The following is a 17001-nucleotide window of genomic DNA, read 5'->3' as shown; positions in this document are numbered from 1 at the left end:
ACGGGCAGCTGCATTCGTTCAAGCCGCCATCCGATCCAGTTGCAGGACGGCACGCTGGAGCGCCTCAAAGCAAACCGGATCGATGGCCGTGCCGATATCGTTAGCCATGATCTCGAAGGCTTTCGACACGGGCATCGCCGCGCGATACGGACGCTCCGCCGTCAGCGCATCGAAGATATCGGCCGTGGTGACGATGCGTGTATCGAGGTCAATCGCATCCGCCCCGACGCCGCGCGGATAGCCCTTGCCGTCGAGCCTTTCGTGATGCGCGCCGGCGATACGCGAGAGCTCGCGGAACGCACCGATCCGCGACAAGATGATCTCGCCAAGCGCGGGATGATGGCGCACGGCCGTCCATTCAGCGTCATCAAGCTTGCCGGCTTTATCCAGGATCTGGTTGGAAACGCCAAGCTTGCCTATGTCATGCAGCAAGGCGGCACGTTTCAGCCGCCGCCGACGTTGGTCATCCAGCCCAAGTCCTTCGGCAATCAGATCGGTGAACAGGGCGACGCGTTCGCTGTGGCCGTTGGTGAAAGGCGATTTGGCGTCGACCACCTTGGCAAAGGCAGCGGCGACGTCATCCAGATAGTCATCGTTGATCGGCAGGCGCTCGTCCCCGGGTGACAATTCGATCACCGCAATCGCAAGCTCGGGCGAATCGAGCATCGCCCAGAATCCCGGTGCGCCAGCCGCCCTTTCACACGCCGCGACAAGTCGCGGTTCGAACCAGGTACCGGAACGTGCGCGCAACTCTGCGATCGCTCCCTCGGCACCGGCACTGGCGTAGAAGACGTCAGCGATCTGGGCGACAAGCGCGATGCGCGCAAGAGGCGATATCGCTTCACCGGCCAGACGAGCCGGCTGCCCCTGCCCGTTCCAATGCTCGTCAAGATCCATGACGCCTCTCGCCACAGGCTCCGGGAATCGCATTTGCCTGACAATCTCGGCGCCGGTCTGGCAACGGGTCTGGAAGAGCTCGTTGGCGATTGTGCCACCGTTCATGGCGACATTGAGCAATGCGCGGAACCGCTCGGCAAGCTTCGCCTTCATACCGGTGCGCGACAGCACGAAGCGCAGGATCTGCGGCAGACTGTCATTGACGAGATGGAAATCGTGTTTCAAGGCGATGTCATCTGCGAGATAGAGGCTGCAGATGCGCGCCGCATTGCTGCTGCAACCGACATCCTTGAGCAGAAGCGTATAGTAGAGATTTGAAAGCTCTATCTGCGACAGGCCGATCTCCCGGCCAATATGAAAGCCGATCCAGCAGGCGCGGACGCAGTGCCCTGTTGGATGGCCTTCGCTGATGTCGAGCGCATAGCTCAGAGCGCTGACCAGTTCGGAGAGCCCGACGCCCTCCTTCTCGACATCCGTCATGTTGCCACCCCTGACATTTTTGGATGAAAACACACGCTCGCTTAACGTTTCGTTCCACTTCGTGGTGTGTGCGGTTGCAAGGGCTTGCGCTTGCCGGTCGGCCAATACAGGTTTTACGTCATGGTCTGAAGGATTGCTCGGCCCGTGGCCGGAGGCCACCGTTAGCTTGCAGTGTCGCCCTACATGATCGTGCTGATCATCGGCAGGATTTCGTAGCGGAAGCCGCGACCCGACCTTGCCACCGGATCGCCATCGGTCACCGCCCTAGCCTCGGCCTCGCCGCCGGCACGCAGGATCAGCAGGCCCCAGGGGCCCGCCGGATCGGCAACGGGACCAGCCATGATCATCACGCCCTCGCGCAGCTTGGCGCGCAAATAGTCGGCATGCCGGCCCATCAGCTCCCTTTCCTCCTCCGTCATGGTGAAGGCGAAGTCCGGCCGCGGCGGGATCAGCCGGCAATGGAAGATTTTTGTCGTCGTGGCTTCACGCGGTGCTTCATTGCCGGCCATCGATCGTCCTCCAGGAGCGAGTCCTTGTTGCTGTGCGTCGTTCTTATTCGTCGGGCCCAGGCTCCGGCCACGGCTCTTTCGCCGCCTCCCCATACCAGTGCCGCATCGCCGGCATTGCCAGCACGGCGTCGACATAGGCCCTGGTGTCGGGCGCGAGCTCCCCGCCATAGGTATCGAAGCGGGTGACGACCGGCGCGTACATGGCATCGGCTGTCGTGAAATGACCAAACAGGAAGGGGCCGCCCTTGCCGTATTTTTCGCGGCACTCGCGCCAAAGCGCCTCGATGCGCGCCCGCTGCACTTCCCCTTCCGCGTCGAGCGGCTTGTGGCCTTTCGACCGCCGCAAATTCATCGGCCAGCCGTAGCGTACCTCGCGAAAACCGGAATGCATCTCGGTCGCCGCCGCGCGCGCCAGAGCGCGGGCGCCGATATCGGCCGGCCAGAGCTTTTTCTCGGGAAACAGGTCGGCAAGATACTCAAGGATGGCAAGGGTTTCCCAGATAATCCTGCCATTGTGATTCAGGACGGGCACCTGGCCGGTCGGCGACACTTTCGCCAGATTGGCAAAGGTCTCGGGTGTGCGCAGCCGCACAAAGCCTTCTTCGAACGGGATCTCCAGATGGCGCATCGCCACCCATGGCCGCAGCGACCATGAGGAAAAGCATTTGTTGCCGATGTAGAGTGTGAATTCCGCCATTTCTCTCCCCATGCGCACGGGTGCGTCTGCGCAACCTAACCCGCCAGCCTTGTCGTCGGAAGCGGGCGCGCGCACTCCCCTGCTTCCGACACGGCCTGGAACTTAACCGACGCCGGCTCGTTTGTTCCCGGCGGACGAATTCCTCCGAATTCAAACTCCCAGGAGATGCGGACAATGGTGAACAAGGATCAGGTCGCCGGTCTGGCCAAGCAAGTCAAGGGCTCGGTCAAACAGGCCGCCGGCAAGGCGACTGGCAACAGACAGACCCAGGCCGAGGGCATGGCCGACAAGGTCGCCGGCAAGGTGCAGAAGGCCTATGGCGACGTGAAGGACAAGGTCAAGAAGGCGTTCTGATCCCGCATCAAGACATATCTTTCCCTATTGAAAAAGGCGGCCGCCAGGGCCGCCTTTTTCATGTGCTCCAGCCCTTGCTGAAGGCGTTGGTGAAGATGACCTCGCCTTGGTCGTCGGTCGCCTCGCCCAGCGCCACGTCCATGCCGTCGCTGGTCACCCTGGCCACGGCGAACCCTCCCATATAGGCGGCCTTCGGCTTGAACAGGTCGAGCCCCTCATGGCGGTAGATCAGCGGGGTGTCATGCTGATGGCCGTGGAAGATGCCGACGACGTTGTAGCCCTTCAGCGCCGCCAGCAGCGCCTGCCTGTCGGCCTCGCCCCACCAATGCGGCGCACCGGCGCCGTCAACATCATAGGTGCGCTTGGCCGGATCCCACCGCTCGGTCGAAAACGTGTCCCAGCCATAGTGCTGGAACAGGATGACGGGGCGGCCATCCGCCGCATAGGTCGCCAGATCCTGCTTGAGCCAAGGCAGGCTCGAATCGGCGCCATGACCGGTGTCGCCGGTGAAACGATGCGTCTGGACGAGGTGCAGGCCGCCCCAGTCCCATGAATAGCAATCCGTGTCGACATCGTAGCTGGTGGCCGGTACGGGCGGCTTGAAGAACACGCCGGGGCGGTGGTTGACCTCGACATAGTCGCGCAGCTCGCGCCGATACCAGTCGGCATGATGCGGCGGACCGTTCTGGTCGAGATCATGATTGCCCAGTCCGACATAGACCGGCATGTGGACGCGATCCGGGCCAACGCCCTGGCTGTAGCGCTGGCTGAACTGCAGCAGCTGCGTACCCTCGCTGGGCTCTGTGATCTGGCCGCCGCCATCGTCGGTGATGTCGCCGCCGACGACAAGACCGAGCGGCATGCCGATCCGGCTGCCGGCCGAACGCAGGCCGGTGGCGACGCCATTGATCGCGGCCGGCCAGTGCTTGTCGTTGATGGCGTTCAGCGTCGCGACACTGCGCAGCAGCGCGGCGTCGGTCTTGCCTTCCTGCTGGCAGTTGGGGCTGAGGCCGCTCGCCATGCGGCAGGCATGGACATCGGCGATGAACAGGAAGGTGGCGTCGATGGGCTGGATGCGCTGCCCGGTCTGCCCGCGCGCCGGGCGTGGAAGCGCGCCGGCCGCGGCAAGACCCGCGGCCTGCATCAGAAAGCTGCGTCGTGAAAGCAATCGTGGCGCCCGGTGATTCATGACAGGCGGAATTTCAGCACAAGCGACGTCCGTCCGTCCAGCTTCAGCAATATCGCCGGCGCGTTGACCATCGACACCGCCATGAACGTCTGCCACTTCTGCTTGCACTTGTATTTGCAGAAAACGGGGCATCATGAAGAGCGCGCTTATCGGCATGGCATTGGCGGTTGTGCTGCCGGCAAGTGTTGCGTCTGCCGGTCCATGCGTCGATGCGAAGTCGGCGAAAAACGGGTTCATCCTGGCAATGCCCGGCATCCGAAGCGAGTTTAGGCCCGTCACCGGCGGGATGATCTCCGTCGCCAACACCTATGAATCGCAGTCACCGCAGAAGCAGTTCCTGTTCGCCGGCCTGATCGAGGTTTTTCGCGACAGCGACACCGGCCGAGTGGCAGCGATCCCGTTTTCCGACCTGCGAAAACTGTTTCCGCTGAAGGCAGGAGCCAAGAGCACGATCGAGTTCATAGAGCTGTCGCCGGACAAGGAGCCGACGGCCACCAAGACACTGACACTGGTCGTCAAGGGCAAGGAAACCTTCAGCCTGGGCGGCTGCAAGTACAACGTTCTGGCGGTCAAGGAGACCTTCAAGAACGGAGCCGGCGAGACGCTCGATACGTTCACCGCGCTCTATGCGCCCGATCTGCAAGCCTCGCTTGCCCGGCGCTATGATGAAGGCACCAGCGCGGAAGTGGTCAACGGCTACGAGACGATCAAGCCGCTGGCCGAATAGGGACGGCTGCCGGTTCTCATCGCGACATCGGCCGCAAAGCCGGGCCGCAGCGATCCACCCGCCTCAGAGTCAGAGGGTGCCGGACCGTCGCAGCACCCTGCGACGCCGCCGCACCGCCGGTTCGCCCCGCCATGACGCAGCCTGGGAGATGCTGCGCTCCAAAGCCGCAAGGCAATCGCGCAAAGGGCCGGCGTCCTGCGCCGTCTTGGCCATCGACATGGCGCCGGAATAGGTGGCGATGGCAAGTGCCGCGAAATGCCGGGGATCGGTGCCTTGTTCCCTGCCCTCCTGCTGGTCGGCCATGACCTTGTCGGCGATCGCCTGGCGCCAGGCTGCAAAGATGCCGGCCAGGGCAGCGCGGAAATCGGGATCGGCAAGCGAAAGCTCATGCGCCAGATTGTTGAGCGGGCAGCCGCGCACGAAACCCTGCTGCTCTAGTTCCACCGCCACGGCCTCGAACACGGCCCGCACGCCTTCGCGGGCCGAAGCCGCGGCCACCACAGGCGCGATCCATGTCTCCTCGACCGCCGTCGCCACGCGCTCTTCGATCACCGCCAGGGCCAGCGCCTTCTTGGTCGGAAAGTGATGATGCAACGCGCCGCCGCTGACCCCCGCCGCGGTCATGAGATCGCCGAAGCTGGTCGCGTGATAGCCGCGCGCCTGAAACGCGGCCTCGGCGACATCGAGCACTTTCCTGCGCATGCCTTCGGGGTCGTTGACGCGGTTTCGTGGTCTTGGGCCTGGTCGATTGGTCATCTCTGCTGACATTGCGCGACGATAGCAGGTTGACAAAACAGGACAACCGGTCTGTTTTAAAACAGGATGATCATCCTGTTTTTGGAGGCTGCCGATGAATCTGCCGTTGAACGCCGCTCCGCAGGCCGCGATGCTTGCCTCACCCGTCGTCGAGCTGAGGCAGTACACATTGAACCCCGGGCAGCGTGAGACGCTGATTGCCCTCTTCGACCGGGAATTCATCGAAAACCAGGAGGCGACGGGAATGACCATCATCGGCCAGTTCCGCGATCTGGACCGTCCGGACATGGTCGTCTGGCTGCGCGGCTTCGGCGGCATGGACGCCCGCAAGGAGGGGCTGGCCGCCTTCTACGACGGCCCGATCTGGGCGGCGCACCGCGATGCGGCCAATGCGACGATGATCGATTCCGACGATGTGCTGCTGCTGAAGCCGGCATGGCCGGGCGCGGGCCTCGACCTGTCAGGACTTCAGCGGCCGATTTTTGCCGAGCAGGAAAACTCCAGCGAGGAGAACCGCTTGGCTGGCATTGTTGTCATCCGGATTCATCATTTGCGATCGGGAGCAGAGACCGAATTCGCCAGCCGCTTCGCGGCGGAGGCAGCGCCGATGATGAAGGCGCCCGGCGTTCGTCTCCTCGCCGCCTTTGTCACGGAGCATGCCGAAAACAGTTTTCCACGGCTGCCGGTAAGGGCTAACGACAACGTCTTCCTTTCCGTCACCCGGTTCGACAGCGCCGAGACGCATGCAAGCCACGAAGCCGCCCTCGCCGCCGCGCCGGCATGGCAGGCCTTTTGGCAGGCCGTCCAGTTTGACCTGACCAAACCGACCGAGACCTTGCGGCTGTCGCCGACGTCGCGATCCCTGCTCGGGCGCTAGGCTTCGAATGCCTCGACGATGGCCCGCGCGACAAAGGCCGGGTCCTCCCAATGCGGGTTGTGGCCGCACGCTTCGGCGCGCACAAGGTGTGCTCCCGAAAGGCAACGCGACAGAGCCTGCTGATGCGCCTCGCCAAACAGCGGATCCCACGCGCCGGCGATGATCAGCGTTGGGGTTCGCACCTCTTGCGCCGTACTCGTAAGGTCGGCCCGGCGGATCTCCTCCAGAATGGCGCGCCAGCGGGGCGCAGGCATTGCCGACGCGTCTTTCGCCAGGCCGGCGAGAAACGGCCGGGGCACATCGGGCCGACAGGCATGCCACCACTCATAGAAGGGGTCGGCTGGCAATATCGGGTCGCGCAGAGCCTGGACACCCGCGACAAGCGGGTGATCCGATGTGAAATCGGGCTTCAACGTGCCGGCCATGACCACCAGTCCGCCGATGAACTCGCCGTGCCGCGCGGCCAAAGCGACGGCGACCATGGCGCCCAGCGAATGGCCGACGACAACGGGCCGATCAAGCTGCAAATGCTGGATCAGGCCGGCAATGTCATCGGCGAAGTCGGCGATACCAAAGCCCTTGCCCGCCGGCGACGCGCCGTGGCCGCGCAGGTCGGGCATGATCAGCCGGCGGCCGGCCAGATGCGGCGCCAGGAGCGAAAAGCTTCGGCTGGTGTCGGTGAAGCCGTGCAGCAGAACCAGCGCCGGCTCAGTGCCTGAGACCTCCACATAGGCGATCTCGAGGCCGCCGGCATTGATGAATTGCTTGCGGCCGGCCCAGGTGTCCTGTTCCGCCCAGGCATCCGGAGCCGGTTCCAGCGCGACCGATGTCACAGGCCGAGCTTTTCCTTGACCGCGGCAAGGCCGGGCTTGCCGTCGAAGGTGGTGACGCCGGCGAGCCAGGCGTCGAGGCGGTTCTTGTTCAGCGTGATCGCCTTCAGCGCCCCATCCTCCGGCTTCATGCCATCATTGATCAGATAGCCCATGCCGACATTCTCGAAATCGATGTCGAAGGCGAGATTCTTCAGCAACTGCGCGACATTGGGGCATTGCTGCAGATAGCCCTTGCGCACCTGCGTGGTCACCGTCGCGGCGCCGAAATTCGGGCCGAAGAATTTGTCGCCACCGGTCAGATATTTGAAATCATACATGGTGTTCATCGGATGCGGGGCCCAGCCCTGGAAGACGATGAACTGCTTTTCCTTGATCTCATAGCCGACCTCGGAAAGCATGCCGGCTTCACTCGACTCGACCACGTGCCAGCCGTCAAGACCGAGCGACACGTCGGCGATGGCGTCCATCATCAGCTGGTTCGAACCGGGCTCGATGCCGTACATCTTCTTGCCGAACTTGTCGGCGAATTTGTGCAGGTCGGCGAAGTCCTTGACGCCGGCATCCCAGACATAGGTCGGAACGGCGAAGGTGTATTTGGCGCCTTCGAGATTGACGCGGACATTCTCGACCGAGCCATCCTTCTTGTAAGGCTCGTAATAGGTGACCATGGCCGGATCCCAATAGCCGAGGAACAAGTCCAGGTCGTTGTTCTTCATGCCTTCGTAGATAACGTTGATGCCCAGCACCGAGCTTTGCGGCTGGTAGCCGAGCGCCCCGAGCACGACGTTGGCGACGCCGGTGGTGAAGGCAAGATCGTTCCAGCCCGGCTCGGCCATGCGAACCGCCCTGCATTGCTCGGCCTCGGCCGCCTGAGCCGCGTGAGCGCTCAACATCAGGGCTGCGAGACAGACGCCATTCACAAGCATGCGTACCATTTCGATTCTCCTCGTCATCGCTGAATTGACCAACTGGTCTTTTTATTGTCCCGTCGGTCAATTGTTGATCTGAGCGGACGAAAATGTCAACGTGGATTCGCAATGCCGGGATCGAACCCATGAAACTCAAGCGTCTCAGCGACATACGCCGCAAGGAGTTGCGGCAGGCCGCCTTCGCGGTGCTGGAGCGCGAAGGCATTGCGGGCGCGACCCTGGAAAAGGTGGCCGCCCACGCCGGCGCCTCCAAGGGCATCGTGCTGCACTATTTCCGCAACAAGCAGGAACTGTTCGAGCATGCGATGCGGGAGGCCAACGCCGTGCTGCGCGACGCCGTGGTCGCCCGGCTTCGCCAGGCGCGCACGCCAATGGAGCGGCTCGACGCGGTGATCGACGGCAATTTCGAGGAGCATCTGTTCCTGCCGCCGCTTTGCCATGCCTGGCTTTCGCTGTGCGCCGAGGTGCCGCGCGATGCGAAGCTGGCGCGTATCCAGAAGGTGCTGCACGCGCGCATGCGCTCTAACCTATTGTCCGGCCTGCACGGCCTTGCCTCGCCGAGCGACGCCGACGACATCGCGCTTGGCGTCACCGCGCTGATCGACGGGCTCTGGCTGCGGCTCGGCCTGGAGCCGGGCAGCGTGTCGCGGGAACAGGCGATCCGCCAGGTCAAGGATTTCGTCGCCGCTCGCCTGGCCATGCATCAGGCTGTGACCATCGGCGCGTAAACCTGCCCTGGAGGCCCAGCCGGCCGCGCTTGTCCATGCCAACGTTGGCAACCGGCGAAGTTCATACCGTGGGATAGGCCGGCTGCTTGACCCGGGCCGCGGCTATGCGGTGCTCTGGCATTGGCCAAAGCGATCTCGGAGCGCCCGATGAGACTTCAGGACAAGCGCACGCTGGTAACCGGCGGCTCGGACGGCATCGGCCTGGCGATCGCCGAGGCATTCCTGCGCGAGGGCGCCGATGTCCTGATCGTCGGCCGCGACGCCGGCAAGCTAGAAGCCGCACGCCATAGGCTGACGGGGCTCGGCTCGCCCGGCGCGGTGGAGACCTTATCCGCCGATCTTGCTACCAGCTCCGGAATCGCGACTGTTATCGAGGGCGTGAAAGGGACCGGCCGGCCGTTCGACGTTCTCGTCAACAATGCCGGTGTCGCCTATCTCGTGCCGTTCGAGAGCGTCAGCGAGGCGCAGTTCCAGCACTCCTTCGCGCTCAATGTGGCGGCGGCGTTCTTCCTTACCCAGGGGCTGTTGCCGCATTTCGGCGCCGGTGCGTCCGTCATCAACATCTCCTCCTATTTCGCCGGCAAGATGATCCCGAAACGGCCCTCCAGTTTCTATTCCCTGTCCAAGGGCGCGTTGAACTCGCTGACCAAATCGCTGGCCTTCGAGCTCGGCCCGCGCGGCATCCGCGTCAACGCCATCGCGCCCGGCACGGTCGACACCGCCATGCGGCGCAAGACCGTCGACAATCTTCCGGCGGAGGCAAAGGCCGAGCTTAAGGCCTATCTCGAACGCAGCTATCCGCTGGGCCGCATCGGGCGCCCGGATGATCTCGCCGGCATGGCGGTTTATCTGGCTTGCGACGAGGCCGCCTGGACCAGCGGCGGGATCTTCGCGATCGACGGCGGGTACACGGCGGGGTGAGGAGCTAATCTCCCCCCTCGTTGGGGAGATGGCCGGCAGGCCAGAGGGGGGTGCTGTCCCGCCAGCGTTTCAGTTCTTGTTCACTCAATTCCGAGGCGTCCAACCCGCTACCTCGCCTTCCAAATGCCGTGATCCTTCGCGCCCCCCTCTGCCCTGCCGGGCATCTCCACCACGAGGGGGGAGATTAGCTAACCCTTCAACCGATTTGCATCCCTACCCTCCGCAATCTCCGCTTGAAGCCATTTGTGCAACGCGATACGCCCTTGCCCAAATCGACAGACCGGAGACTTGCCGTGAGCGCTCAAAAGACCAGAACCGAAACCGATACGTTCGGCCCGATCGAGGTTGCCGCCGACCGTTATTGGGGCGCGCAGGCGCAGCGTTCCCTGGGCAATTTCAAGATCGGCTGGGAAAAGCAGCCGGCCTCGATCGTGCGTGCGCTGGGCATCGTCAAGCGCGCGGCGGCGGAAGCCAATATGGAGCTGAAGCGGCTCGATCCGGCGATCGGCAAGGCGATCATCGCGGCGGCGCAAGAGGTCATCGACGGCAAGCTCAACGACCATTTCCCGCTGGTGGTCTGGCAGACCGGCTCGGGCACTCAGTCCAACATGAATGCCAATGAGGTGATCTCCAACCGGGCGATCGAGATGCTGGGCGGCGCCATGGGCTCGAAGAAGCCGGTGCACCCCAACGATCACGTCAATATGAGCCAGTCGTCGAACGACACCTATCCGACGGCCATGCACATCGCGTGTGCCGAGCGCATCGTGCACGATCTGCTGCCGGCGCTGAAGCACCTGCACAAGGCGCTGGACGCCAAGGCCAGGGCCTTCAACCACATCATCAAGATCGGACGCACCCACACGCAAGATGCCACGCCGCTGACGCTGGGCCAGGAATTTTCCGGCTACGCCGCGCAGGTCGCCTCTTCGATCAAGCGCATCGAAATGACGCTGCCCGGCCTGCAGGAACTGGCGCAGGGCGGCACCGCCGTCGGCACCGGCCTCAACGCGCCAGTGGGCTTCGCCGAGCGGGTGGCGGATCGCATCGCCGCCATCACCGGCATCGCCTTCGTCACCGCGCCGAACAAATTCGAAGCGCTCGCGGCGCACGATTCCATGGTGTTCTCGCATGGCGCCATCAACGCCGCGGCGGCAGCACTCTTCAAGATCGCCAACGACATCCGTTTCCTCGGTTCGGGCCCGCGATCGGGCCTTGGCGAATTGTCGCTGCCGGAAAACGAACCCGGCTCGTCGATCATGCCGGGCAAGGTCAATCCGACGCAGTGCGAGGCGATGACGCAGGTCTGCGTCCAGGTGTTCGGCAACAATGCGGCACTGACCTTCGCCGGCAGCCAGGGCCATTTCGAGCTCAATGTCTACAACCCGCTGATGGCCTACAACTTCTTGCAGTCGGTGCAGTTGCTCGCCGACGCTTCGGTCTCCTTCACCGACAATTGCGTCGTCGGCATCGAAGCGCGCGAAGACAACATCAAGGCGGCACTCGACCGCTCGCTGATGCTGGTGACCGCACTTGCGCCCACCATCGGCTACGACAACGCCGCCAAGATCGCCAAGACGGCGCACAAGAACGGCACCACGCTGCGCGAGGAAGCGCTGGCCACTGGGCTGGTCAGCGAGGCCGATTATGACCGGCTGGTGCGGCCGGAGGACATGACGCACCCGGGGTAAGACTGTCTTTCGGCGGGAGAATTTACTCCCGCCTCCGCATCGCCCGACACGAATTTCGCGTTTTTCCGCCATTCACGGAAATGTATGGCCTGTGAACAATGTGTCGCCGGATAGGCGGCTTTGGTGAACAGTCGGCATCGTCTATCTGATGGCCATTCAACCCATTCGGAGAGACACCATGTCCATCAACACTTCCGCCGCCGGCGCCGGCACCGCGTCCAACAGCTCTGTCACCATCCTGCTTGGCCGCATCCTGCTCGCGGTCATTTTCCTGCTTTCCGGTTTCGGCAAGCTGACCGCCATTTCCGGCACCGCTGCCTATTTCGGCGGCCTCGGCCTGCCGGCTCCGACCGCAACGGCTGTGGTCGTCGGCCTCATCGAACTGCTCGGCGGCCTCGCCATCCTCGTCGGTTTCCAGACCCGTGTCGCCGCCTGGGTGCTGGCGATCTTCACCGTCGCCACCGGGCTGGTCGCCCATACCGGCTGGGCCGACCAGATGCAGATGATCCAGTTCCTCAAGAACCTCGCCATCACCGGCGGCTTCCTGCTGCTGGCTTCGTCGGGCGCCGGCGCCTACTCGATCGACGCCAAGCGCGGCTGAATCTTCCTCCCAAGCCTCGACAAAAGCGGCGCGGAATTTTCCGCGCCGCTTTTTCGTTGTCTGGAATAGCCGGTCCGGTTTCGGCCGCAGCCTCACAGGCGTAGACTGCGCGGCAGCCGGCTCGAGCCCAACCGGGCGCCGGCAAGGGAGGTGGCCATGACCCGCGATGCTTTGCTTCTGGTTTCGCGACTGCTGTTTGCCGTGCTGTTCGTACCGTCCGGCTTCCAGGCGCTCGCCAACATTGCCGGCACATCCGACTATTTCGCCGGCCTCGGCCTGCCGCTGCCGGCGCTCGCCGCCTGGGGCACGGGCCTGTTCGAATTGATCGCAGGCTTGCTGATACTCGTCGGCCTCCAGACCACGATCGTGGCGCTGCTGCTGGCGGCCTTCTGTGTCGTCGCAGGCTTCATCGGCCACTATGGCCAGGGGGCTGACGATGCGACACTCACCTTCCTGCACCAACAGATGCTGATGAAGGACATTGCGATATCAGGCGGTTTCCTGGCGCTGGCCATGGCTGGCGCGGGCGCCTGGTCGGCCGACGGACGTGGTTTTGGTGTCGGCGCGGACGTGACCTGAGCCTCTGCCTGCCAGAACGCCCTACTTCACCGAAACGCTCGGCCCGCCCTCGACAGCCAGCACCAGGCGCCGATTGGTGATCCGCGCCAGTTGCGCCAGGCGGCCGGCCGGCCGCTCGCCGTAGAGATCGGAGAGCGACGCCGGCAAGACCAGCGCCAGCACACCGTTGGCGCGCTGTTCCCATTTCAGCCTCGGCATGATGCCGGGCATCGAGGCCGTCAGCAGGTAGACCACCCGCATCATCGCCGCCAGCACGCGAGCCCGCTCGAGGTAGCGTGGCGTCGCCAGCGCCTTGATTTCGGGTGCGATGGATTCGTTGAAGATGCCGTCATGGCGATAGGCGTTGGCCAAAGCCAGGAAGGCACGGCCGGGATGGTCGACGCCGAAGAAGGAGGCGTGCGCAATGATGTTGAGCGACTGCCTGCCGCGATATTCCGGGTGCGCGCGCCAGCCGATGTCGGCCAGCAAGGCGGCGGCGTGGCGGTAGCGCGCCTCGTCCTCGGTCTCGTCTATGCCGAAGGCGGCGAAGGATTTGGCCGTCCAGTCGACCAGTTCATGCGCGTGGGTGACCGAGCGCGAACGCAAACGGGCGAGCTCCTCGGACGCCGAAATCAACGGATCGGCCTTCTGCTCGGCCTCGTCGAGCAGCGAATAGAGAAAGCCCTCGCGCACGCCGAGCGCCGAGACGATGATCTTCGACGGCTGCATCGCCGCCATGATCTCCTGCAGCACGATGGCGCCATAGGGCAGCAGAGACCGGCGGTTCTTCGAAACGCCCTCGATGCCCTTGACCTTCTCGATCTCGGCCTTGGCCACCTGCTTGAGAAAATTCGCCGCGCTCTCGGCCGACATCTCGTAATGGTGCATGACGCCGAGCGGGTAGTTGGTCATCTCCATGTGCAGCCGGGCGAGGTTTCGCCAGGTGCCGCCAACGGCGTAGAAGGGCCGGCCCTGCCCGCCCTTCAGCAGCTTGGCCCGTGCCAGCTCGTCGCGCGCGATCTTCTGCGCCTGGGCGAGCGAGTTCTTCGCCATATCCTGCAGGCGCAGGCCGCCAAGCGGCAGCGTTATGCCGTCGCCGATCGCCTCGCCATTGACGTCGACCAGTTCCAGGCTGCCGCCGCCCAGGTCGCCGGCGATGCCATTGGCCGGATGGAAGCCGGAAATGACGCCAAGCGCCGAATAATAGGCTTCCTGGCGCCCGCTGATCACGCGGATCTCGGTCTTCAGAACCTCTTCGGCGCGATGGATGAAGTCGGGGCCGTTGATCGCTTCGCGCGCGGCGGCGGTGGCCAGCACATACATATGCTCGGCGCCGGCCTGATCGGAGAGCGCGCGAAAGCGGCGGAACTCTTCCATCGAGCGGGTCACCGCCTCGGGGTCGAGCTTTCCGGTCGAAACGATGCCGCGGCCAAGACCGGCCAGCATCTTTTCGTTGAACAGCATCGTCGGCGAGCGCGCCAGCCCTTCATAGACAACGAGGCGGATCGAATTCGACCCGATGTCGATGATGGACAGCGGTCGGCGGTCCTGCAACCGGCCCTGGGAATCAGACAGCATCACGCGGACGCTGCAGCGTTCTTCTTGCGGCGCTTGAACTGCGCGATGCGCTTGGGCGCATGCGACTTCAGCGCATCACCCCGTCCCGACAGGCTCGGATTGGTCATGAAATATTCCTGCGCGTTGAACGGTTCCTCGCCCTCTTCCAGCACCACGCGCCGTGAGGTTCCATCCGCCAATACGTCGAAACTTTGCTGATTGTCCATGATGTTGCCCAGCATGATCTGGCCCAAAATCTGTTCATGCACAGTTGGGTTGGTGATCGGCACCATGGTCTCGACTCGACGGTCGAGATTGCGCGGCATCAGGTCGGCCGAGGAGATGTAGACGATCGCTTCGTCCGACGGCAGGCCATGGCCGTTGCCGAAGCAATAGATGCGGCTGTGTTCGAGGAAGCGTCCGACGATCGATTTGACCCTGATGTTTTCCGACAGGCCCGGCACCTGCGGCCGCAAGCAGCAAATGCCGCGCACGACGAGGTCGATCTCGACACCGGCGCGGCTGGCATCGTAGAGCGCGTCGATGATGATCGGATCGACCAGCGCGTTCATCTTCATCCAGATGCGCGCCGGCTTTCCTTCCAGTGCATGGGCAACTTCGCCGGAAATGTGCTGCAAGATACGGTTCCTGAGCGTGAACGGCGAGATCGCCAGCCGCATTTCGGCGGTCGGCTCGGCATAGCCGGTGATGAAATTGAACAGCTGGGCGACGTCGCGGGCGATCGTCGGATCGGTGGTGAAGAAGGACAGGTCGGTGTAGATGCGCGCGGTCACCGGATGGTAGTTGCCGGTGCCCAGATGCACGTAGTTGCGCAGCTTGCCATCCTCGCGCCGCACCACCAGCGACATTTTCGCGTGGGTCTTCAATTCGAGGAAACCGAACACGACCTGCACGCCGGCGCGCTCGAGGTCGCGCGCCCAGCGGATGTTGGCTTCCTCGTCGAAGCGCGCCTTGAGCTCGACCAGCGCGGTCACCGACTTGCCGGCCTCGGCGGCGTCGACCAGCGCACGCACGATGGGGCTGTCGTTGGAGGTGCGGTAAAGCGTCTGCTTGATCGCCACCACTTCGGGATCGGCCATGGCCTGGCGCAGGAACTGCACCACGACGTCGAAGGATTCGTAGGGGTGATGGACGACGATGTCCTTCTCGCGGATGGCCGCGAAGCAGTCGCCGCCATGCTCGCGGATACGCTCGGGAAAACGCGGATTGTAGGGCGTGAACTTCAGGTCGTCGCGAGGAATGGAGACGATCTCGGAGATCTGGCTGAGCGCCAGCGGACCGGTCAAGACGCTGATACGGCTCGACGAGACGCCAAGCTCGCCGGCGACGAACTCGCGCAATTCGCCAGGCATCAGCCTGTCGAACTCGATGCGGATCACCGACCCGCGGCGGCGGCGCTTCAGCGCCGTCTCGAACAGGCGCACGAGGTCCTCGGACTCCTCCTCGACCTCGATATCGCTGTCACGAATGATACGGAACGTGCCGGAACCCTTGACCTCATAACCGGGGAACAGCTTGCCGATATAGAGGCCGACCGCCTCTTCCAGCGGGATGAAGCGGACATGGTTCTTGCGATCCGGAAGCCGGATGAAGCGCTTCAGCGCCACCGGCAGGCGCAGAAGCGCGCTCATCTCCTCGCCATTCTTGCGGTGGCGCAGCTGCAGCGCCATCGAGAAGCCGAGATTGGGAATAAACGGGAACGGATGCGCCGGGTCGATCGACAACGGGGTGAGCACCGGAAACACCTGGTCCTGGAAATGCTCTTCCAGCCAGACTTTCTCGTCCTTGGTCAGCGCATCGCGCGTAATGCTCTCGATACCTTCCTTGTTGAGCAGCACGGTGAGCGCCGAAAGGCTCTTCTGCTGGTCTTCCTGCAGCCGCTCGACTTCGCGCAGCAGCTGTTCGAGCTGCTGTTCGGGCGTGCGGCCGTCAGGGCTTTTCAGCGTGATGCCTTCGCGCACCTGGCCGGCGAGGCCGGCGACACGCACCATGAAGAACTCGTCGAGATTGGCGGCCGAGATCGACAGGAAGCGGACTCGCTCCAGCAGCGGATGATGGGTGTTCAGCGATTCCTCGAGCACGCGGCGGTTGAACTGCAGCCAGGAAAACTCGCGGTTGACGAAACGATCCGGGTTGCCGCCCTCTGCACTGGCCACCTCGACGTTGACGAATTCGCTCTGCACCGGCTTCAGTTCATTCATCGTCCCTGCCCACAACCGTTCCTTTGAAGCGTCGCCAGATGGCGATGGACGCTCTAACATGCCTTTATGACGTGTGATCGGTAGCGGAATCGCTTTGCGCCCGCGCTCACACGCTTAACCGGCTCAACTTATCCTCTGACAGGGTTTTGCGACAGTTTCATTTCATCGATCTTGCAAAGAGACCTGTTATGATCCAGATGCATGCGAGACTGCGTTAAGGAGACGACGATGGCAGGCGGTTCCATTCCCCATTTCCAGAACGATGCCGGCCATCCGGCGATCGACATCGGGGTCAAGGAATTCATGTGCACGGGCGCCAATCCGCCTTTCGACCACCCGCATGTGTTTCTCGACATGGGCGACGACAATGAGAAAGTTTGCCCCTATTGCTCGACGCTCTACCGCTATTCGCCGAAGCTGAAGGCGACCGAAACGCTGCCGGCGGGCTGCCTCTACATCGACCAGGCCGCCTGAT

The 17001-nt window shown here is 63.5% G+C and carries 18 protein-coding genes; 9 read left to right on the top strand and 9 right to left on the bottom strand.

Features of this window, described 5'->3' with window-relative positions; genetic code table 11:
• Positions 1-18: 18 nt before the first annotated feature.
• The 3 genes from AC1DPX_RS27995 to AC1DPX_RS27985 all read right to left on the bottom strand — a co-directional run bounded on the left by AC1DPX_RS27995 (position 19) and on the right by AC1DPX_RS27985 (position 2583).
• Complete coding sequence (locus AC1DPX_RS27995) at positions 19-1377, bottom strand: HD-GYP domain-containing protein (protein ID WP_477240973.1); 1359 nt, start codon at positions 1375-1377, stop codon at positions 19-21.
• A 179-nt stretch (positions 1378-1556) separates the two neighbouring features.
• On the bottom strand, positions 1557-1886 hold the full coding sequence (locus AC1DPX_RS27990) for a YciI family protein (RefSeq protein ID WP_477240670.1): 330 nt from the start codon (positions 1884-1886) through the stop codon (positions 1557-1559).
• Positions 1887-1929: 43 nt separating this feature from the next.
• A complete protein-coding gene (locus AC1DPX_RS27985) occupies positions 1930-2583 on the bottom strand; it encodes a glutathione S-transferase family protein (RefSeq protein ID WP_477240668.1) in 654 nt (217 codons plus the stop codon).
• A gap of 165 nt (positions 2584-2748) precedes the next feature.
• Between AC1DPX_RS27985 and AC1DPX_RS27980 the strand changes: the two genes are divergently transcribed.
• Positions 2749-2937, top strand: coding sequence for a CsbD family protein (locus AC1DPX_RS27980; protein ID WP_202354926.1), 189 nt, complete (start codon positions 2749-2751; stop codon positions 2935-2937).
• Between the two features lie 58 nt (positions 2938-2995).
• On the opposite strand, the gene AC1DPX_RS27975 is transcribed toward AC1DPX_RS27980, so the two are convergent.
• Positions 2996-4126, bottom strand: a complete 1131-nt coding sequence (locus AC1DPX_RS27975) for a metallophosphoesterase (protein WP_477240666.1) — start codon at positions 4124-4126, stop codon at positions 2996-2998.
• A 133-nt stretch (positions 4127-4259) separates the two neighbouring features.
• On the opposite strand from AC1DPX_RS27975, the gene AC1DPX_RS27970 reads away from it, so the two are divergent.
• Positions 4260-4853: a hypothetical protein gene (locus tag AC1DPX_RS27970; protein ID WP_477240664.1), complete on the top strand. Its 594-nt coding sequence runs from the start codon at positions 4260-4262 to the stop codon at positions 4851-4853.
• A 69-nt stretch (positions 4854-4922) separates the two neighbouring features.
• Here the strand turns inward: AC1DPX_RS27970 and AC1DPX_RS27965 are convergent, their stop codons facing one another.
• Positions 4923-5555: a TetR/AcrR family transcriptional regulator gene (locus AC1DPX_RS27965; protein ID WP_477240662.1), complete on the bottom strand. Its 633-nt coding sequence runs from the start codon at positions 5553-5555 to the stop codon at positions 4923-4925.
• Between the two features lie 148 nt (positions 5556-5703).
• Between AC1DPX_RS27965 and AC1DPX_RS27960 the strand changes: the two genes are divergently transcribed.
• Positions 5704-6486, top strand: coding sequence for an NIPSNAP family protein (locus AC1DPX_RS27960; protein ID WP_477240660.1), 783 nt, complete (start codon positions 5704-5706; stop codon positions 6484-6486).
• Here AC1DPX_RS27960 and AC1DPX_RS27955 read toward each other — a convergent pair.
• Together AC1DPX_RS27955 and choX are read right to left on the bottom strand one after the other, a co-directional pair.
• Positions 6483-7319: an alpha/beta fold hydrolase gene (locus AC1DPX_RS27955; RefSeq protein ID WP_477240658.1), complete on the bottom strand. Its 837-nt coding sequence runs from the start codon at positions 7317-7319 to the stop codon at positions 6483-6485. The two genes, AC1DPX_RS27960 and AC1DPX_RS27955, sit on opposite strands and share 4 nt — an antisense overlap.
• The gene (gene choX / locus AC1DPX_RS27950) at positions 7316-8254 is read right to left on the bottom strand and encodes a choline ABC transporter substrate-binding protein (RefSeq protein ID WP_477240656.1); all 939 of its coding nucleotides are present in this window, start codon (positions 8252-8254) and stop codon (positions 7316-7318) included. The genes AC1DPX_RS27955 and choX overlap by 4 nt, the downstream gene beginning before the upstream one ends.
• A 119-nt stretch (positions 8255-8373) precedes the next feature.
• Between choX and betI the strand changes: the two genes are divergently transcribed.
• The 5 genes from betI (at position 8374) to AC1DPX_RS27925 (ending at position 12768) form a co-directional block, all read left to right on the top strand.
• The gene (betI, locus tag AC1DPX_RS27945; protein ID WP_477240654.1) at positions 8374-8976 is read left to right on the top strand and encodes a choline-binding transcriptional repressor BetI; all 603 of its coding nucleotides are present in this window, start codon (positions 8374-8376) and stop codon (positions 8974-8976) included.
• 147 nt (positions 8977-9123) lie between these two features.
• Positions 9124-9897, top strand: coding sequence for an SDR family NAD(P)-dependent oxidoreductase (locus tag AC1DPX_RS27940; protein ID WP_477240652.1), 774 nt, complete (start codon positions 9124-9126; stop codon positions 9895-9897).
• Between the two features lie 293 nt (positions 9898-10190).
• Positions 10191-11588 (top strand): class II fumarate hydratase, encoded by a 1398-nt coding sequence (gene fumC / locus AC1DPX_RS27935; RefSeq protein WP_477240650.1) that lies wholly within the window; start codon positions 10191-10193, stop codon positions 11586-11588.
• 178 nt (positions 11589-11766) lie between these two features.
• Positions 11767-12189, top strand: a complete 423-nt coding sequence (locus AC1DPX_RS27930) for a DoxX family protein (RefSeq protein ID WP_019857403.1) — start codon at positions 11767-11769, stop codon at positions 12187-12189.
• A gap of 156 nt (positions 12190-12345) precedes the next feature.
• Entirely contained in the window at positions 12346-12768 is a 423-nt protein-coding gene (locus AC1DPX_RS27925; RefSeq protein ID WP_202354936.1) for a DoxX family protein, read from the top strand.
• A gap of 21 nt (positions 12769-12789) precedes the next feature.
• Here the strand turns inward: AC1DPX_RS27925 and ppx are convergent, their stop codons facing one another.
• Together ppx and AC1DPX_RS27915 are read right to left on the bottom strand one after the other, a co-directional pair.
• A complete protein-coding gene (gene ppx, locus AC1DPX_RS27920; RefSeq protein ID WP_477240648.1) occupies positions 12790-14325 on the bottom strand; it encodes an exopolyphosphatase in 1536 nt (511 codons plus the stop codon).
• Complete coding sequence (locus AC1DPX_RS27915) at positions 14325-16526, bottom strand: RNA degradosome polyphosphate kinase (protein ID WP_202354938.1); 2202 nt, start codon at positions 16524-16526, stop codon at positions 14325-14327. Before AC1DPX_RS27915 ends, ppx begins: the two co-directional genes overlap by 1 nt.
• Before the next feature lie 228 nt (positions 16527-16754).
• Here AC1DPX_RS27915 and AC1DPX_RS27910 point away from each other — a divergent pair, with 228 nt between their 5' ends.
• Positions 16755-17000 carry a zinc-finger domain-containing protein gene (locus tag AC1DPX_RS27910; protein WP_015318409.1) on the top strand — a complete coding sequence of 82 codons (246 nt, stop codon included), beginning with the start codon at positions 16755-16757 and terminating at the stop codon, positions 16998-17000.
• Position 17001 lies beyond the last annotated feature (1 nt).

Source organism: Mesorhizobium sp. 01N446, from assembly GCF_056399285.1.
Note: the sequence above shows the minus strand (reverse complement) of the source record. Positions and strands in the feature narration are given on the sequence as shown.